Below are 18,486 nucleotides of genomic sequence, written 5' to 3' on the forward strand. Positions count from 1 at the left end.
GCCCATATCTCTTTTATTGACAGCTATTAATTTTTTTTATGTTTAGGTTTGTATGTCTCTTTCTTTCTAATGAAATAAAAACCTGATGTTATCATCCCTATTCCTAAAATACTTAGCGTGAGATTAGGCACTTCTGAGCCGGTTTTAGGGAATACTTTTCCTTTTATTGACTCTGTAGTTACTGGACCGTTTGTAGTATTACTTGTTGGTTTTGTGCTAGCTGTATTTTCTTTTGGTAGAATATGCAATACCGTATCAACTACTACTATTTCAGGTATTTCATCCGCATCGGCTACAATGAAACCAAATACATCCAAGAATTTATTTGCAGCCTTTTCTTGATTCAATTTGTTACCATCAATTGTAAAACTTATTTTATAATCACCAGGTTTAGTCGTATCAATAGTATTTGGTGTATAAGTTAAAGCGCCTAATTTAACAGCCTCATCGAAAGTGTAACTTTTGTTTCCTAAAGATAATGAATCCAAGTGCGCCGAAGGAACCCAATTTTCATTTTGATGGATTGTTATTTCTTTGAGCGATATCTGACCTTCAAGAACTTTCGTATCAGTTGACTCAGTGGTACTTGAGCTGTTGCTAGACTCAGTGGTACTTGAGCTGTTGCTAGACTCAGTGGTACTTGAGCTGTTGCTAGACTCAGTGGTACTTGAGCWGYTACTAGACTCAGTGGTACTTGAGCTGTTACTAGACTCAGTGGTACTTGAGCTGTTACTAGACTCAGTGGTACTTGAGCTGTTACTAGACTCAGTGGTACTTGAGCTGTTGCTAGACTCAGTGGTACTTGAGCTGTTGCTAGACTCAGTGGTACTTGAACTACTGCTTGTACCATCAAAAGTCACATTTCTTATTAAGTACCCATTAAAGTTGGCATAACTCCAATAAACCTTTAGTTCCAATTCACCAAGCGGGTCTTCTTTATCGTAGTCCCATTCAAACTGATTTAGTTCTTCATTCATGGAAAATAATACATTAGAATTTTTATTAAATCCTTTATAAACTAACTTACCGTTCCATTTATCTAATGGCTTTACAATATTTTTTTCAATGAATTTAGAATGAGTCGCTACATCACTTGCTAAATAGACGATTTGACCTTTTGCATAAATACTACTTAACGCACTTAATCCGTTCAATGGACTTAAGTCTACTATATGATTTTTTTCCATATCTAGAAATTTTAGATTTTTAAAATTTTTTAAAACTGTAATATTTGATACATTATTCTGATTTATGTTGACTTGTGTCAAATTAACAAGGTTAGCTAGACTTGAAATATCTGTCACAGAATTTCCTTCTAAATCTAAAAGGTTTAGACTTATTAAGTTTTTTAAAGGTGTAACATCTGAGATATTATTATTTTTAAATTTAGCAGCATAAAGATTTTTTAAATTTGATAATGGAGCTAGATTTGATATATTATTTCCTTCAAATTTAGCATATTTCAATTTGGGTAAATTTGATAATACTGAAATATCAGAAATATTTTGATCTCGCAAATCAAGATTGTCAATTTGAGTTAAATTTTTAAGTGGGGATAAATCGCTAATTGTTCCTGGTGAATATATGTTTATAGAAAATAAGTTTTTAGCATTCTCAAGACCAGTCAATGAACTAATTGGTGTACCATCGACAGTAAGAAATCCTAATTTTTGAATATTCTCAGTAGTTACATTCTCAGTTTGATTCAATCCTAGTTGACTCTTCACTGCATTTTCCAAGTTTTTATCAGGAAAATTAATCACCGATTTAGTGTCTCCTTGTAAAGAGTATTCCATCTCTTTATCTACTTGATTTGAAACAGGATCAACTTCTGTGACTGAATAACTATCTTCTTTAAGACTATCTTCAAATTGTAATTCATCAGTTGTTATTTCATTTTCAACCACGTTATCTAAATCTATTGTACTTTCTTCAATTGGTAGAGGCTCTTCATCCGAACTTACCGAGACACTTTCGGTAGTACTTGTTGAGTCCTGCATTAGTCCAGTTTGCTCTGTATAGTTTTCTATAGCAAAAACTGAAGGTATAGCTACGACTAATTGAACAACAAATAATTCTAAAATTAAAACCAATGACAACTTTTTTAAAACTTTTTTTTTCATAAATAGCACACTCCCTTTATAGTATAAATTTTACAGTAATTTCTAATAAATTACTATAGTTATATATAATTAATATAACTGGAGGTCATAAATAAAAAAATTAACTTATAATATATAGAAGCGTATTACAGCTGCTGTGTTTTATATAATTAAAAAAAATCTAGAATAACATGAATAATTATTAGAAAATGTCAAATCTGTACTTGAATAGTAGGAGACTCAATGGGTTTTTCAATGTATCTATTTTGATGGGAAACAAAGAGTTCAAACTGATATGCATGATATGAATTTGACGAAATCATAGAAATTCATAAAAAAAAGTGAGCAGATTTTAAAAATCAGGTACTTGACAAAGATTATTGAAATTAAACTTGTGTTCTGTTTGAGAGGGCCTATGTCATGCAAAAAAACTCTCTATTTTTTTATTTAAAAAATTCATTGTTACACGTGAAACATTTGCTCTATTTCATGTATCACAATGTTATTTTTCAAAGCTTCAACATTTTCAACTGAAACATAGCCGACCGCTTGTTCAAGAGCATTACTCATGCCACAAGCCATTCCATAACGCAAAGTTTCTTCTATAGAAAAACCTTTGTCTACAGCAAATGCAACACCGCCCACAGTGGCATCGCCTGATCCTGTAGGATTAACGATATTGATGACAGGTATGCAGACATCAAAGATTCGTTCATGGTATTTTGCTACAGCACCGTCTCCGCCGCAAGAAACTAGAATAAACGGAATTCCTGCTAATAGTGGATGATTTAGCTGTTCGATAACATCTTGCTTGTTCGTCAAGGGTTTATTCACTAGTTCTGCAAATTCATGAATATTAGGTTTGATGAAATAAGGTTTAATTGTGCCATTTACGACATTGTGCAATTGTTTTCCTGAAATATCTGTTAGAATTTTTGCCGCTGGTCCAAGTCGCTTTTGTAGCTGTTGTAAATAACCTTGGTATAGGCGCTCGTTTTTAGTATTAGCAGAACCGCATAAAGCAATGACAGGCGTCTTTTTTTGTTTAAAAGATAAATCGATCACAGTGTCGATTATTTTTTTTGCCGTTGTATCTGTGATCTCGGGGCCGAGCTCTACGATTTCCGTTTGGTTTTTCTCTTGATCCATCACAGTTACAGCATTTCTTGATTCCCCTGAGATGGGGAGAAATACTGATTTAAATGGTTCTTGTTCAAGTTCAGCTTGAATAAATTTTCCATTGATTCCAGCTAAAACACCGATTGCGGTCACTTCACCACCTAAAATTGCAGCAGTTCTTCCTGCGTTGATGCCTTTTCCGCCAACCGCTTTGACAGGATTACTGCAACGGTTCATTTCGCCTAAAACAAATGTGTCAGTAAAATAAATAGAATCTATCGATGGGTTAAGTGTCACGGTTAAAATCATTGTGGTTTCCTCTCCTTCAAAAGCCTGTCAATCTGGGCTTTGAAAAGATCAGACAACCCAGTTAACGTTTCTTGTTTAATAATTTTCCATAAGATTGGTAAAAATTGAACGTTTGCTCATCCATTTTATCGTCAGTGATCACATAGTCTAAATCGGAAAGTTTATAAAAAGTGTACACATCACTGACATTGAATTTCGTACTATCTGCTACAACAACCTTTTTCTTAGCATTTTTAAACGCCGCCCGCTGCACACCGCCTTCTAAATAATTGGAAGTGGTCACGTTGTTATTATAGATGCCATTTGTTGCGGCAAAAGCAATATCGATGTTGATTGTTTCAAATGTTTGTTCTGCGTGCTCTCCAATAAATTCTTCTGTAATCGGTGTAAAATCCCCTCCAGTCAACAAGATCCGGTAGTCAGTGTGTTCAATCACATAGTTGAACGCTAATAAACTGTTCGTAACGATCATTAAATTTTGTTTCTTGATAAAAGGTAATGCATATAAAATCGTTGTTCCTGCACCTACAAAAACAACCTGATGATCCTGGATCAAAGAATTCATGATCTTTCCGATATATTCTTTTTGTTCGATATGTAGGTTGATCTTTTCGTGGGTAGCTAGTTCTTTATCTTTTCGATTGATTTTTTGCGCACCACCATATAAGCGAACTAACTGATTAGAGTCACTTAGTTCATTGATATCTCTACGAATCGTCATTTCAGAAACTTGTAGTTCTACTGCTATATCGGATACCGTCATAAATGTATTTTTTTCCAGTAATTCTAAAATATGTGCATGCCGCTCTCTTTTTAACATAAAAAGCTCTCCTTTTTGTTCGAAAATGTTTATCTATTACATTTTAAACGTAAAATGAACAAAAAACAATCAAAAGAAAGCGTTGACAAACCTTTGTACAAGATGTATTCTTTTTGTATAAACAAAGTTTAACATATTTTTACAAAGTTGAACACAAAAAGTTTGATGGCACACTAAATTGGAGGGGAACCATGAATACACAGCAGATGTTTCAACCGGAATTGATCGATTTAAAAGTCACTGTGCAAAATGAAGAAGAATTATTTGAGTGTATCGCAAAACGCTTGACGCAGGTAGGGTATGTAAACGATGGATATTTGGAAGGAATCACATCTAGGGAAAAAGTATTTCCAACAGGATTGATTACTGAATATCTTAATATTGCGCTACCTCATTCTGACACGAAATATATTGAAAGGCCTTTCATATATATTGTAAGAACAACAAAGCCGATCAAGGTCAAACAAATGGGGGACAATCAAGAGATGGAGGTGAGAGATTTATTTTTCTTAGGCATCAAGGAACCCTCAAAACAGGTTGGCTTACTACAAGAGTTAATGGTCTTATTTCAAAATGAAGCATTTGTTTCCGAATTAAAAATGACAACAGAAAATGAGGACATGTTCAAATTGTTCATGAACCAATGGGAGGAAGTAAAAAATGGCTAGAAAATTAATTGTAGCATGTGGCAGTGGTGTGGCGACAAGTACGACAGTTGCAGAAAAAATCAAAAGTAAATTTGATGCCGATCGCATCGACTATCCTGTAGAAGCAGTAGACTATAAATCGATTTTACAGGAGTTACCCAATGCGGATATTTATGTTTATATCGCAAAACCGGATGACGAAGTACTTCAAGAAGCGGAAAAACTAGGGATTTCTGTTTATGCAGGAGTGCCATTTTTAACAGGTATGGGCGTTGACGAAATCTATGAAGGAATCGTTAACGACACAAGAAAATAAAACAGGAGCTCGGATTATGACGAATCCGACCCCCACATAAATAATAATACAAACTAATCATACCAAAAAATCAAAAAGATAGGTAGGTAGAAGAGATGGAAATTTTTCAATCTGTGATTGATTATATATTAAATCTAGGTTCAGCTATTTTTGTTCCTTTAATTATCCTGATTATTGGGCTGATCGCTCGTATGCCGTTGAAAAAAGCTTTTATGTCGGCGATTACTTTAGGTGTAGCCTTTACAGGAATGAGCATGGTGATCGGATTTATGTCAGATGCGGTAAGTCCAGCGTCTGTTGCAATGGCTAAAAATACTGGAATAAGTTTACCAGCCCTTGATTTAGGCTGGACAGGAGCTGCAAGTATTACATGGTCTTGGTCCTACGCATTTGTCTTTTTCGCTGTTGTTTTAGGGGTGAATTTCATTATGCTTTTATTGAATTTAACTAAAACATTAAATGTCGATATGTGGAACGTCTGGGGGAAAGCCCTGACTGCGTATCTAGTGTACTTTATCAGCGGCTCATTAGTTGCAGGGTTTATTGCCGCTGTTGTACAAGTAGTTTTGGAGTTGAAAATGGGAGATATGTTTCAACGTCATATTCAGGATTTGACAGGAATTCCTCTAGTAACCGTGACCCATCTGATGAATATTTCAGCAGTGTTGATGTTGCCGGTCAATCTTGTGATGGATAAAATTCCTTTTTTTWAAAAAAAAAGCGGATACTTCAGCGCTAAAAGCGAAAATAGGCATTTTTTCTGAAAATAGTGTAATGGGTTTTATCATTGGTGTACTGCTTGGTTTTGGCGCAGCTTATGGTATTTCTGGTTCGTTAAATTTAGGGATTCAAGTGGCAACAGCCATGGCGTTGTTTCCGATGATCAGTAAGATGTTTATGCAGTCGTTATCTCCATTGGCTGATGCGATGTCAGAAATGATGAAAAAACGTTTTAAAGATCGCGAGGTTTACATTGGGTTAGACTGGCCGATTTTGGCGGGACGTTCTGAAATTTGGGTTACAGCAATCATTTTAGTGCCAGTCTTTATTGGCTATGCGATGATTTTACCTGGTAATCAAGTATTGCCGCTAGCTGGAATCATCAACTACTCGATTGCAGTTGGCGGTTTATTATTGACCGGTGGCAATTTATACCGAATGATCACGCTAGGTATTATTTATACGCCGCTTTACTTATATGGCGCAACCTATCTGGCACCTGTATTGACTGGTTTAGCGAAAAAAACAGGAGCAGTAGATTTAAAAGGAGGCAGCATTACATGGTCATCGATCGAAGGGCCGGAATTTAGAATCTTGTTTGCAGAAGCCGCGAATTTGAACGTGATAGCAATCATCGGTTTTATCATTTTTATCGCGATGTTTGTCTGGCTGTATAAGTATATGGCAAAAGAGCCAGTACCAAGTGCACGCTATAAAGAAATAAAGAGTTGAGTAAAATGAAGAAAGGATGGGTCGACATGGATCAAAAGGGAAAATGGATGCTGCTGCTATTCTTAGATATCCTACTTTTTATATGTGCGCTATCAATCAATATCTTGCCGCTGTATTTTTTAGTCATGCTCCTATCTTTTTTCATCTATAAAAATGGGAATGCAGTGCTTTTTAAAGAATACGATGACAGAAAAAAACAAAAATACGTAGAATATAAAGTGGTTCAAGAAGCAGCAAAGGAATCGATTCGTACAGGAAAAATAATAAAAAAGAAGAAGGAGCTGTAGTAAATCATGGCAGACGGAAGAATCTTATTTGAACGTGAAAGAGAAGATATGGCAAAAATCGTACAGTTGATTTTTGAACGTAAAAACACAAATGTTGCAGGAGGCAACTTTTCATTTAAAACAACAGATAAAATGGGCAAAGAATTTATTATCATGACACCAACGATGATGTCACAAGCGTATTTAGGTCATGTTTCCCCTTCTCAAATTATAGTAGTTGAACCTCATACAAGAAAAGTGATCGCAGGTGAGGGTGGATTGACCAGAGAGATTAATATGCATGAAGCAGTTTATGATGCGAATCCTGAAATCAAGGCGGTATTACATGCTCATGCACCAAATAGCATGTTTTGGGCTACCAGCGGCTTAGATATGCCAAACTTGACAGAAGCCACTCAGAAAGTGGAGTATATTGAAGTGTTGGAATTTGAGCCAAATTGTTCAGAAGAGTTAGCAGAAATCGTTAGCAATCATATCAAAACAATGGCGCGAAAAACCTTGCCGCATGAATTTTTACTGGACAGTCATGGTGTGTTAATTACGACAGGTGGAGAAACTGGGATGGAAGCGATCCATTCAGCTTTAGCAATTCTGGATACTGTCGAGTGGAATGCGGAAATTGCGTATAAACAAACCATTTTTCAAAAATTAGGAATTCTAGATGGCTATTATTCCAAAGGAGTTAAAATAGGCACGATCGAAGATTTAATAAATCGTGAACCGATCTACAACCAAATTGTTAAAGCAACAGCTGGTGGCGACTAAGAAAGCAAACGAGGAAGGAGATGTTTTTACTTCCAACGTTTATTTGTACTTAGGGTGTGAAACAAAAGTGATTTTTACTTTTGTTCCACATCCTCTTTTATTGTTTAGAAAGTGTTTCGATGAAAAGGGAATTTTTTCTGCTATATAATAGAAAGAAACATTTTATTATAACTGCTAAAAATCTTGTTAAAAACATTGCAAGAAATTGCTATTTGCGTTAAAGTAAGAAAAGACAACTGTGAAACATTTTCTGTTTCACGCAAGGAAGGTAACGTATGACTCCAGAAGAATTTAAACAATTATTAAGCCAAAAAGAGATCCAACTATCAGATCATCAAATGGATCAATTTGCCCGTTATTTTGAATTACTTGTTGAATGGAACGAAAAAATGAACCTGACTGCAATCACTGAAAAAAAAGAAGTGTATTTAAAACATTTCTATGACTCTATTTCGTTGGCGTTTTTTGAAGATTTTTCAACAAACAAATCGATCTGCGATGTTGGTGCAGGGGCAGGATTTCCCAGTATTCCATTAAAAATCGTTTTTCCTACATTACAAGTTACAATCGTGGATTCATTGAATAAGCGTATTACATTTTTAACTGAATTGGTTACTGAGCTGAAATTGGAAGATGTTTCATTGTATCACGATCGTGCAGAAACATTTGGACAAAAAGAAGAATTTCGTGCGGCTTTTGACTATGTAACAGCTCGCGCAGTTGCCCGTTTGAATGTATTGAGTGAGCTGTGTTTGCCGTTAGTGAAAAAGGATGGTTTTTTCTTAGCATTGAAAGCAGCCAAGAGTGAGGAAGAGATTACAGAAGCCAAACCTGCGATTGCTACTTTAGGCGGTAAATTTCAAAAAGAAGTGTCATTTGAATTACCGATCACAGAAGATGAGCGTCATATCGTCGTGATCCAAAAGAAAAAAGAAACACCAAAAAAATACCCAAGAAAACCTGGTTTACCAAATAAACAACCAATCAAATAAGATGGAGGGACACAAATGGCACGAATAATTTCTGTAGCGAATCAAAAAGGCGGCGTTGGTAAGACAACGACCACTGTGAATCTAGGTGCTTGTCTTGCCTATTATGGTAAGAAAGTGTTGCTGATCGATATTGATGCTCAAGGAAATGCAACAAGTGGTATCGGCGTCCGTAAGCCAGATGTTGCAACGGATGTTTATGATGTATTAGTGAATGAAGAACCAATCAAAAACGTAATTCAACAAACCTCTAGAGAGAATTTAGATATCGTTCCAGCAACGATCCAGTTGGCTGGAGCTGAAATTGAATTGACCTCAATGATGGCTAGAGAATCTCGTTTAAAAGCTGCTATTGAAGAGATAAATGATATCTATGACTTTGTTTTAATTGATTGTCCGCCTTCTTTAGGACATTTAACGATTAATGCTTTTACAGCAAGTGATTCGATTTTGATTCCGGTGCAGTGTGAATATTATGCGTTAGAAGGATTGAGTCAGTTGTTAAACACGATCCGTCTCGTTCAAAAACATTTTAATCCAGATTTACGTATTGAAGGTGTATTACTTACGATGTATGATGCACGAACAAATTTAGGCGCTGAAGTTGTGGAAGAAGTTCGCAAATACTTCCGGGAAAAAGTGTACGATACAATTATTCCTAGAAATGTCCGTCTGTCTGAAGCACCAAGTCATGGTTTGTCGATTATTGATTATGATCCCCGTTCACGTGGTGCCGAAGTGTACCAAGCACTAGCAAAGGAAGTGTTGGATAATGAGTAAAGGAAAAGGTTTAGGTAGAGGTATTGATGCATTGTTTCAAGATTTTGCTAGTTTGGAAGATGTAGATGTTCAAAAAGAAGAGGTACTTGAAATTCCTTTAAATGAACTTCGTCCGAATCCTTATCAGCCAAGAAAAACATTCGATGAAGCGTCCCTTCAGGAATTAGCAAATTCGATTCAGCAATCAGGTGTTTTTCAACCGATCATTGTTAGAAAGTCTGCCGTTAAGGGATACGAAATCATTGCTGGTGAACGACGTTTCCGTGCATCAAAATTAGCAGATAAAGAAACAATTCCAGCAATTGTCCGCGAATTTGATGAAGAAGCGATGATGCAAGTCGCTGTATTGGAAAACTTGCAGCGTGAGGATTTAAACCCGTTGGAAGAAGCAGAAGCCTACGATATGCTGATGAAAAACTTGAAGTTAACACAAGTAGAAGTAGCAGAACGTTTAGGAAAAAGTCGTCCGTATATTGCGAATTATTTACGTTTATTGACATTGCCAACTCAAGTGAAAGAGATGGTTCAGGGTGAAACATTATCTATGGGACAAGCCAGAACATTGTTGGGGTTAAAGGATAAAGACCTAATTTTGGTTTTAGCAAAACGTGTGGTAGAAGAAAATTTGACTGTTCGTCAATTAGAACAAATCGTCAATGACTTAAATGAAAATCAGGGCAAGAAAGCGCCTAAGAAAGAAAAGAAAAATATCAAAGACAAACCTTACTACATTCGTGAGAGCGAAGATCGTTTAATGGATAAGTTTGGTACCACTGTTGCCATTCAAGAAAAAGAAGGAAAAGGAAAAATTGAAATCGAGTACCTGTCACAGTCAGACTTGGCCAGAATTTTAGATATTTTAGAAATTCATTTTGATGAAGCATAATGAGCGAAGAAAAATAAATGAATAGAAAAAGCAAAGGATAAAACTAATTTTTAGTTTTATCCTTTGCTTTTTTAAATGATGTATATCTTACCATTTACTAAAATAACTATTTTTATAGTGCCTTTTTCTATAAAAAACATTATATACAAAATAACTAATATTTTTCTTGTTTTTATATAAAATAAGAAAAATCTATAATTGTTTAAATTTGCCCTTATGGATATTGTTAAATAGATGTCTAATAGTTAAATACTTATACATCGAGTATACAATAAATAATTTGGACATGTCAATGAGGAATAAAAAATAACAATATATTTAATTTATATATATTATGGCTGGCTCAGGGATCAAATCATATATTTAACAATTAGGCCTTGCTAAGTAGCCACATAACCATACAAAACGTTTTGTGAACTATGACTGTATTTCTAAAGTTTAACATGTAATGTCACTGATAATAAATTTACTTATTTTCATAAGCCGTCAAATGAACCGTCAAATAAATGAGTAAAAGTCTCGATAACATCGAAGAAAATTAATAATTTCAGCGACTATTATACGTAATACAAAAAATGGTGTAGTAGTTGATTATGCGAAAATTAATATTCACGTATTAAAAAACACGATCTATTTATTTTATTAAAATGTCATTTTTTAGAATAATTATTTGTTTAAAAGAGTTGGATTAACCGTCATACAGCCGTCAACACTTCGTTAAAAGAATCATCAAATCAGCTTATGTGTCATTTTTTTCTTATTTTATATAAGAATAGGAAATTCCTGGCAGACTACTATTTGCAGTTTTATGTGGTAGACGAGTTAGTTGCGTGCCACAGCCATCAGCCTGAGGAATCGTATCAAAATATAAATGGTTGGAACTTACTATATATAAAAACCAAGAGGAGGATTTACTATTTATGAGGAAAAAAATTATCATACTAACCGACACATTAAGTGCAAATGGACTGTTGCAAAATAGTTTGTTGAATATGGACTATGAAATAATGGTTTCAAAAGATATAATGACTCAGCCCAAAGATAAAGAGTTTTATTTTCTACAAAATTTTGATCTTATTATTTATCAACAATCCATGTATAGCGGATTAAAAGAGTCTTTTCTAGATAATTTGGTGCTACTGAATAAGCCGATTGTTGTTTTAACATTTGAATCAGAACAGGTCAATAAATCTAAATACCTGACTAATGCTAGCGTGAGTTTTGTTCGTTATCCGATATCTGTCACTGATTTAGCAAGCAAACTAGCAGCAATTTTTGAAGAAACAGCCGGTCGCGTGGGTAAAAATAGTCAGGAAAGAACAGACGCTTCTTTTGAGAACAGCGAAGCTTCTTCTAAAAATGTTTCATCTTTTTCAAATGTAGCTAAAGTTAAAAAACAGTATTCATTTCAATTAAAGGATCGAACATTGATTATTGATAACTGGTTGATTCCATTGACGAAAAAAGAGCATCAAGTGCTGGAACATTTTATTGAGTCAGATCAGAGAGTTTTTTCTAGTCAGTCACTCTGTGAGGCAATCTGGCAAATGCCAAACAAAAAAATAAACAGGCATTGTTGAGCAATTTAATTAATCGCATCAAACAAAAAATTATGGAAAAAACATCGATTTTCGAACCGTTTATTCTAAATAAAAAAGGAATTGGTTATTACTTGAATCAAGAGTTCATAGCAATAGATGAACAAAATGACGAAAAAACAAGAGAATTACTGGTAGGTAGTGTGTAATTATAAGCGAGAAGGGGAGCGGGAGTATTGGCGATATTTAACAAAAAAAGCAAAAAGAAAAGGGATCATGATGATGATTATGAGGAATACTACGATGAATATGACGAGTATGATGACTACGACGAATACGATGACGATGAATTTGAAGAGGAAGTCTATGAGCCCCCTAAAAAAAGTCGTCCAGAAACTTCAACTAAAAGAGAGCGTTTGGAAAATAATATGAGAAAACAAGAACAAGAGACACAACAAGAGCAAGCAACTGTAATTGAGCATTTGAATAATGAAAATCAGCAATTTCAAAAGGAACTGCAACGTCAAAAAACAATGGCTGAGCGCTTGAAAGCAGAAGTGGAGAATAAGCAACAAGAAATCGATCAATTAACGATGCGTTTAACAAGTTCGTCTAAATCAAAAGAAAGAATCCTTGCTTTAGAAGAGCAAGTGAATCGATTAGAAGAGTTGAGAATACAACTAGATGAACAATTATTAGAGGAACGAAACAAAAGCATAGAGACTGAAAAACAGCTACGTCAGCAAGATATAATGAAAAATCAAATAGCAGAAGTCCTAATGGAAGCCAAAGAAAAAGCACAGCAAATCATTGAGCGGGCAACTATCGAAGCGGATCGAACCGTAGAAGCTGCTAGACACGAAACCAAAAAAGCTGTTTCAGAAGCTTCTATCGAGTTAAAAATGATCAATCAGGAAGCTGCAAATTACCATACGCGAATACTTCGCCTGCAAAGTGAAACAAGTGTACTAATGGAAGATCTGTTAAGTAAATCCAGCCGGTTATCAGATCAATCACTAGATTAAGGAAAGGGGATTAAGGAGTGGTTTATCAAAATATTATGGTCGACATTTACCAAGCCGCTTCTCCAGCAGTAGGCGAGCGTCTTTTTGATGATGATATGCTGCGGGATATCTATTATATTTGCGAAGAGATTTTTCAAAAAAGGAATAAAAGAATCCCCTATCCACAAAAAGAAGTGGAAGAATATTTTGAAGAATTTCATACCATAATTTCTTTTTTCAAGCATGTAGAGATTACATTAGATTTTGTGGATCTTGATTGGTCAGCTTTGTTGGATGAGCTGATCCACTCATTTCCTCAGATTGCCTGGATAGGTGGTTCTAAAGAAAAAGAAGATACGCGTGTCGTTTACTATATCGATTTTGTCCCCATCGCATATAGAGAGGCTGGATTTCCTTTTATGGTCAATCTATTACAGTCGCTGGATCAGCAACTAATCGAAGGTGGAGATGACGTATTAGAGTCCTTTGTTTACGAAATCGAGCAACTCGTCGCTAAATTTATCAAACCTTTCAAAGTGGACAGCCCACCAACTGCAGAACCAGCAGAAGTGGTGGAATATGAGGACAATAATAATGCTAGTTATTTGTTGAAGATCGAAGAAGCTGTTAGCAGAGAAAGACATGCAAAAGAGCGGATGCGACTTGCTAATAAGAAACTAGAAGTTGTGATCGATCAAATGGAGCGGCAAAATCTCTCTAGGGCGATGAAAGCATTAAGTAAATCAGATAGTAATGAAAATGAGAACTGGGATCATATAGTACGGGTCGACCTGCGAGAATATTCTCAACTACTGCAAAAAGCCAAGTTTTTAGAGCAGTCTTGGATGATGAACAAAGAATTAATGACAAAATCTGAAAAAATGACGATTTCAGATAACCAACTGACATATGAAAGAGAACAGGTAAGAAGTTTTAAAGATTCAGTTTCTACAAATGAAATTTACTTGATTTTAGACGAATGTAAGCTGATTGAATCAAGAGTGAAAATCAAAAAAAAATCTTGGTTTCGTCAACCTCATGTTCGAATCATGAAAATGGATTATGACAGTATATTGAATAAGGCGGCTTACTTCGATCTTATCCAAGGAGAAAATTACTTACTTGAGCAGATCGTATTAAACGATGAGTCAATTATTGATGCTTAAAAAGCACCTTTCTTACTTGGATAAAGGAACAAAGTGGATTGGGAATAGTCGGCTTTTCCCATCCATCACTACATATAAAAATGATGCTACAACAATGGGATCATCAGAGGATTATAAAGAAAATCAATCGGTGTAAAAAAAGAGTAGGTAATAATTTGAAAGCAATCGATTGGTTAGGTTGCTCATTTCATTTTCATAGTTGTTAAATCCGATTTTTTTTCAAATACATATGATTTCATTATGCAGGGAGTGTAAAATTCAATGACTAATACACGGAAAATGCTTCGCCTGATTATTGCAATAATAGGATCTGTTCTTTTAATGTTGGTGTTTATGACAATCAAATCAGAAGTCGGGTGGGCTGTTTCAGTGAAGCCTATTTTACCAAATAATCAGCATAATCCAGAGGCAACGTATTATGATCTTAGAATGAAGCCTAATCAAGAACAAGATTTGGCGTTGGAGTTGACCAATACCTCTGATAAAAAACAACAGGTTACTTTACAAATCAATGATGCTACGACCAATGAGTTGGGAGATATAGATTATTCAGATCGGTCAAAAATCGTTGAAAGAGATAAAAGCCTAAAGCTGGGCTTGAAAGATATTGCAAGCGCGGAGTCAGAAATTACAATACCTGCGCATGAAACAATTACAACGACAGTACATTTAAAAATGCCTGAGGATCAATTTAATGGAATGATTTTAGGTGGAATCAAAGTTGTTTCAACAGAAAAAAATAATAAGGATAAGGATGCTACTAATCAGCAAGACAAAGCATCTAAGACATATATCGTAGCTGTAAAATTAACAGAGACAGATACGCCAATTACAGCAAAATTGAATTTATTAACCGTTTTTTCTGTGAAAGAATCAAAAAAAAATCTTATAAAAGCAACGATTCAAAATGATCAAGCTGTGAATTTGGAAGATATCGAGCTTACAGCGAAAGTTTATAAAGACAGCTCAGATAAACTATCCTTTCAAACCCAATTAACAGGGTATCGCATGGCACCTAATTCAAGCCTTACTTTTATTATCGATGATGAACATCAGGTACTTCAACCTGGAAGCTATCAAGTTGCTATAGCAGCGAAATCCAAAGCAACTAATCAGGAATGGCAATGGGATAAGGAAGTAAAAATTATGTCAGCTGAGGATAAAGAAAAAGATAGTCTAACCGAGAGCAAAGAGAACTTAATGTTTTACACTATTATCTTTGTGAGTACATTCGTTTTATTGTTGTTACTCTTATTGATTTTACTGATTTTAAGAAAACGCAAAGAAAAGCGCTATGCTGAAGCATTATATCATAAAAATAAAAAGCGAGAGCCTAATAAAAAAAATCCTAGACGCAAAAGAAAATCAGAAGGTAATAGGAGCGAAAGCGTTAGGAGAAGACGTTCTGTAGAGTCTAAAAGGCAAAGAAATTCAGTTTCTAACAAATAGCCATTACGTTTGGATGATAGAATTAAAGACCAGAAATTGCTCGAACACTATTTTTAAAGCATAAAAAAAGAGTTTATAGCATAGAGATTTTAGGAGTTGGAGGATATGAAGGAATCGGAACAAAATACCCCAAAACAGGAAAAAAGAATAATTAAAAAATATATTCTCCATCAAAAAGTCAATCCTAGACTTTTAGGAGTAGAACTTTACAATAAGCACTTAGATACACCAAATGAGGCGTATCTATCCTGTAAGCTAATTTTTAAAAAAGATGTTCGATCATTAATGGAACTTGAGCGTATGGCTAAAAAAATATATGAAACGTGGACTGAAAAAAACAATGAATTACTCATAAAAAAAATCAATGTTTTTACCTCTACAGCATATATTGTCTTGACTTTTACCATAGGTTTTTACGAAGAGACTCAGGTAAAACAGCTACGGGAACTAAAAGAATGCGCAAAAGAAACTATCGAAACCTATGACAACACGCTCAAGGAAGAAAAAGAAGCTGAGTATAAAAGAAAAGAAGCTGAAATTTCTGGAGTATTAGAAAAATTCAGTCAGCTGACTAAGAAAATGGACGGGTTAGAAGATCGGCTAACAAAGAATGAATCCATTGTTTTAGATTCTGGAGAGCAGCTGAAAACAGAACTTACAAAAGTCAGCCAAACGATCCAAGAGCGGCTGAGTCAGGGAGAATATAAATTAAAAAGTATTCCAAACGATTCTGAAAAAAAAGAACAAGCAGTAACGGAAATAAAATTGACTAGTGTAGATAAAAAAAGTATACGCTCCGAGAAAACTAAAGTAAGTAGATATAAATTGAATCGAGCGAAACAATACTCGGTAGCGTTGAAAGTGAAAACTTGGTCATCCAATTGGTTCCAGCAAAAACAGAGAACTAACAGGAAACCAAGCAAAAAAACAATTTGAAAAAGTACACCTCTAAAGCTGAGCTGGACGTTTTAACTTGTTTTACACGAAGTGAAGAATTAAATAGAAAACGAATGATACCTAAAAGACAATTTTTGGATTTAAAAGCCAAAGTAGAATTTATCGATTATTTATGGATGTTGTTGGAGTTGGAAGGCAAAGAAGAAATCATCATTGCTGGTAAATTAAGTTGTAGAGAACTAATTGAAGAATTAGGTCAATTTATGGAGGCTGTAGAAAAAGTTGCAGCAGGTCCGACCATTTTTAGTTACTGGGTGTATTGTTCGCAGGAGCTCTTGATCAAGCTAGAAGGATACGCAGCATTAAAAGAGTTCTTAAGTAGCTCTTTAAGGTTAAGTAACAATATCCTGATCAGTGAAGCAAGATGATTTAAAAAGGGGTGATGTACAAGAAACTAGAACAGTTTCAGGTGTGTCATACCTCTTTCTTTTACTTCTAATATTATACAAATAGTATTTGTATAACAAAAAAAATGGATATTAGACTTCCAAATATTTTCTTTATTTCTAAAATTTTTGAAACTAATTGAAAAAGATAATCATTCATACTTGGTTAAGAAAACTAAACGTATTGTAAGATTGTCGCTTATTTTAGTTGGGACTAAATAAAAAGAGAAATTAAATACATTGATTTTAACTAAGTGGTTTTCCAATAGATAAAAATAACATACATGTATTTAAAATTGTAGTCATTTCATTTTATTTAAATGTATAAAAATAATATTTTAGAAAGGATGCTAGTTATGGCAAGAAGAGGAGAAAATATCTATAAAAGAAAAGATGGTCGCTGGGAAGGCCGATACATAAAGGGTAGACAAAAGAATGGAAAAATCCATTATGGATATATTTACGGATACAAATACACAGAAGTAAAGCATCAACTCATCTTGGTGAAATACGAAAAACAGACAAACAATAGCAAAAATCTCCTTCCTTATGAAGGCTATTTAACGGATTGGACGAATTATTGGTTGGAGACATTTGTTCGTCCTAAAGTGAAAAGCAGTACGTATGCTAGCTATAAAAATAAAATGGATGTACATGTTTTATCAACGATAGGTTCGATCAAGTTACAAAAGCTAAAACAATCAGATATGGGTATTTTACTTAAAAAAATGGATGAAACGCTTAAAGCCAGTTCGATTAGATCGATCTTTTCAGTATTAAAAAATTGCTTGAGTAAGGCCGTTTCTTTAAATCTATTGTCAGAAAATCCCTGTATAGGAGTTGAACTCCCCAAAACAAGAAGAAAAACAGTACAGGCATTATCGGTCAAAGACCAAGCTAGATTGGTGAAGGAAGTAAATAGTAGTCAGAAATTTTTTTCTATCATGCTCGCTTTACAGACCGGACTACGAATTGGAGAAATTTGCGGGTTAAAATGGGATGACATTGATTTTGACAACAACACATTAGGTGTCAACAGGACCGTACTTAGAATTCAGACGGAAGATAACGCTGGAAGAAAGACAGAAATCGTGGAGATTACCCCGAAAAGCAACAACTCACAACGAAAAATACCGATTACTAGTGCATTAATGAAAACCTTGTTGGAGCTTCAAAAAACATCAACTAGTGCGTATGTTATTTCCAATAAACATAAAGCATTGGAACCTCGTACAATTGCTTATCGGTTTCAAATAATCCGGAAGAAAATAGGCTTAGAAAAATTTTCTTTCCATTCTTTGAGACATACCTTTGCTACGCGATGTTTAGAAGCAGGAGGAAATATTGCAACAATAAGTTCCCTATTGGGTCATTCTTCAACAAAAATGACGCTGGATTGTTATACAAACTCATTTTTTGCTGAAGAACGCCAATTGATGGAAAAGCTTGAATTTGTTTGATGAAAAAACGTATAGTTAACTTTATGATAGGATACGTTGATTTATGTTTTAAGG

At 34.7% G+C, this 18,486-nt stretch carries 19 protein-coding genes and 1 pseudogene; 17 read left to right on the forward strand and 3 right to left on the reverse strand.

What is annotated here, in order from left to right; genetic code table 11:
- Window positions 1–26: 26 nt before the first annotated feature.
- The 3 genes from V192_RS20880 to V192_RS0108200 form a co-directional block, all read right to left on the reverse strand.
- Window positions 27–2,123, reverse strand: coding sequence for a leucine-rich repeat domain-containing protein (locus V192_RS20880; RefSeq protein WP_025870704.1), 2,097 nt, complete (start codon window positions 2,121–2,123; stop codon window positions 27–29).
- 441 nt (window positions 2,124–2,564) lie between these two features.
- Complete coding sequence (locus V192_RS0108195; protein ID WP_025870706.1) at window positions 2,565–3,530, reverse strand: 1-phosphofructokinase family hexose kinase; 966 nt, start codon at window positions 3,528–3,530, stop codon at window positions 2,565–2,567.
- 61 nt (window positions 3,531–3,591) lie between these two features.
- Entirely contained in the window at window positions 3,592–4,350 is a 759-nt protein-coding gene (locus V192_RS0108200; RefSeq protein WP_025870709.1) for a DeoR/GlpR family DNA-binding transcription regulator, read from the reverse strand.
- 191 nt (window positions 4,351–4,541) lie between these two features.
- Between V192_RS0108200 and V192_RS0108205 the strand changes: the two genes are divergently transcribed.
- The 17 genes and pseudogenes from V192_RS0108205 (at window position 4,542) to V192_RS0108275 (ending at window position 18,432) form a co-directional block, all read left to right on the forward strand.
- On the forward strand, window positions 4,542–5,018 hold the full coding sequence (locus V192_RS0108205) for a PTS sugar transporter subunit IIA (RefSeq protein WP_025870710.1): 477 nt from the start codon (window positions 4,542–4,544) through the stop codon (window positions 5,016–5,018).
- The gene (locus V192_RS0108210; RefSeq protein ID WP_025870711.1) at window positions 5,011–5,313 is read left to right on the forward strand and encodes a PTS sugar transporter subunit IIB; all 303 of its coding nucleotides are present in this window, start codon (window positions 5,011–5,013) and stop codon (window positions 5,311–5,313) included. The genes V192_RS0108205 and V192_RS0108210 overlap by 8 nt, the downstream gene beginning before the upstream one ends.
- 95 nt (window positions 5,314–5,408) lie before the next feature.
- Window positions 5,409–6,765 (forward strand): annotated as a pseudogene (locus V192_RS19700) (PTS galactitol transporter subunit IIC).
- A 5-nt stretch (window positions 6,766–6,770) separates the two neighbouring features.
- Window positions 6,771–7,052, forward strand: coding sequence for a hypothetical protein (locus V192_RS0108220; RefSeq protein ID WP_035011069.1), 282 nt, complete (start codon window positions 6,771–6,773; stop codon window positions 7,050–7,052).
- A gap of 6 nt (window positions 7,053–7,058) precedes the next feature.
- Entirely contained in the window at window positions 7,059–7,817 is a 759-nt protein-coding gene (locus tag V192_RS0108225; RefSeq protein ID WP_025870713.1) for a class II aldolase/adducin family protein, read from the forward strand.
- A 275-nt stretch (window positions 7,818–8,092) separates the two neighbouring features.
- Window positions 8,093–8,809, forward strand: a complete 717-nt coding sequence (gene rsmG / locus V192_RS0108230; protein ID WP_025870714.1) for a 16S rRNA (guanine(527)-N(7))-methyltransferase RsmG — start codon at window positions 8,093–8,095, stop codon at window positions 8,807–8,809.
- A 15-nt stretch (window positions 8,810–8,824) separates the two neighbouring features.
- Window positions 8,825–9,586, forward strand: a complete 762-nt coding sequence (locus tag V192_RS0108235) for a ParA family protein (protein WP_010766686.1) — start codon at window positions 8,825–8,827, stop codon at window positions 9,584–9,586.
- Window positions 9,579–10,472, forward strand: coding sequence for a ParB/RepB/Spo0J family partition protein (locus V192_RS0108240; protein WP_025870718.1), 894 nt, complete (start codon window positions 9,579–9,581; stop codon window positions 10,470–10,472). Before V192_RS0108235 ends, V192_RS0108240 begins: the two co-directional genes overlap by 8 nt.
- Window positions 10,473–11,392: 920 nt before the next feature.
- On the forward strand, window positions 11,393–12,052 hold the full coding sequence (locus tag V192_RS19705) for a helix-turn-helix domain-containing protein (RefSeq protein ID WP_239644609.1): 660 nt from the start codon (window positions 11,393–11,395) through the stop codon (window positions 12,050–12,052).
- Window positions 12,049–12,219, forward strand: a complete 171-nt coding sequence (locus tag V192_RS22105; protein ID WP_239644610.1) for a hypothetical protein — start codon at window positions 12,049–12,051, stop codon at window positions 12,217–12,219. Before V192_RS19705 ends, V192_RS22105 begins: the two co-directional genes overlap by 4 nt.
- Window positions 12,220–12,246: 27 nt before the next feature.
- Entirely contained in the window at window positions 12,247–13,035 is a 789-nt protein-coding gene (locus tag V192_RS0108250) for a hypothetical protein (RefSeq protein ID WP_025870720.1), read from the forward strand.
- A 17-nt stretch (window positions 13,036–13,052) separates the two neighbouring features.
- Entirely contained in the window at window positions 13,053–14,180 is a 1,128-nt protein-coding gene (locus V192_RS0108255; RefSeq protein WP_025870722.1) for a hypothetical protein, read from the forward strand.
- A complete protein-coding gene (locus tag V192_RS21530; protein WP_158001097.1) occupies window positions 14,173–14,316 on the forward strand; it encodes a hypothetical protein in 144 nt (47 codons plus the stop codon). Before V192_RS0108255 ends, V192_RS21530 begins: the two co-directional genes overlap by 8 nt.
- A gap of 125 nt (window positions 14,317–14,441) precedes the next feature.
- Window positions 14,442–15,629, forward strand: coding sequence for a WxLIP family cell surface protein (locus tag V192_RS0108265; RefSeq protein WP_025870724.1), 1,188 nt, complete (start codon window positions 14,442–14,444; stop codon window positions 15,627–15,629).
- 105 nt (window positions 15,630–15,734) lie between these two features.
- Complete coding sequence (locus tag V192_RS19710) at window positions 15,735–16,565, forward strand: hypothetical protein (protein WP_239644611.1); 831 nt, start codon at window positions 15,735–15,737, stop codon at window positions 16,563–16,565.
- On the forward strand, window positions 16,562–16,954 hold the full coding sequence (locus tag V192_RS22110; RefSeq protein ID WP_239644612.1) for a hypothetical protein: 393 nt from the start codon (window positions 16,562–16,564) through the stop codon (window positions 16,952–16,954). The genes V192_RS19710 and V192_RS22110 overlap by 4 nt, the downstream gene beginning before the upstream one ends.
- Window positions 16,955–17,328: 374 nt before the next feature.
- Entirely contained in the window at window positions 17,329–18,432 is a 1,104-nt protein-coding gene (locus tag V192_RS0108275; protein ID WP_025870726.1) for a tyrosine-type recombinase/integrase, read from the forward strand.
- Window positions 18,433–18,486 lie beyond the last annotated feature (54 nt).

This window comes from Enterococcus crotali (genome assembly GCF_000633635.1).
Taxonomy (GTDB): Bacteria; Bacillota; Bacilli; order Lactobacillales; family Enterococcaceae; genus Enterococcus_L; species Enterococcus_L crotali.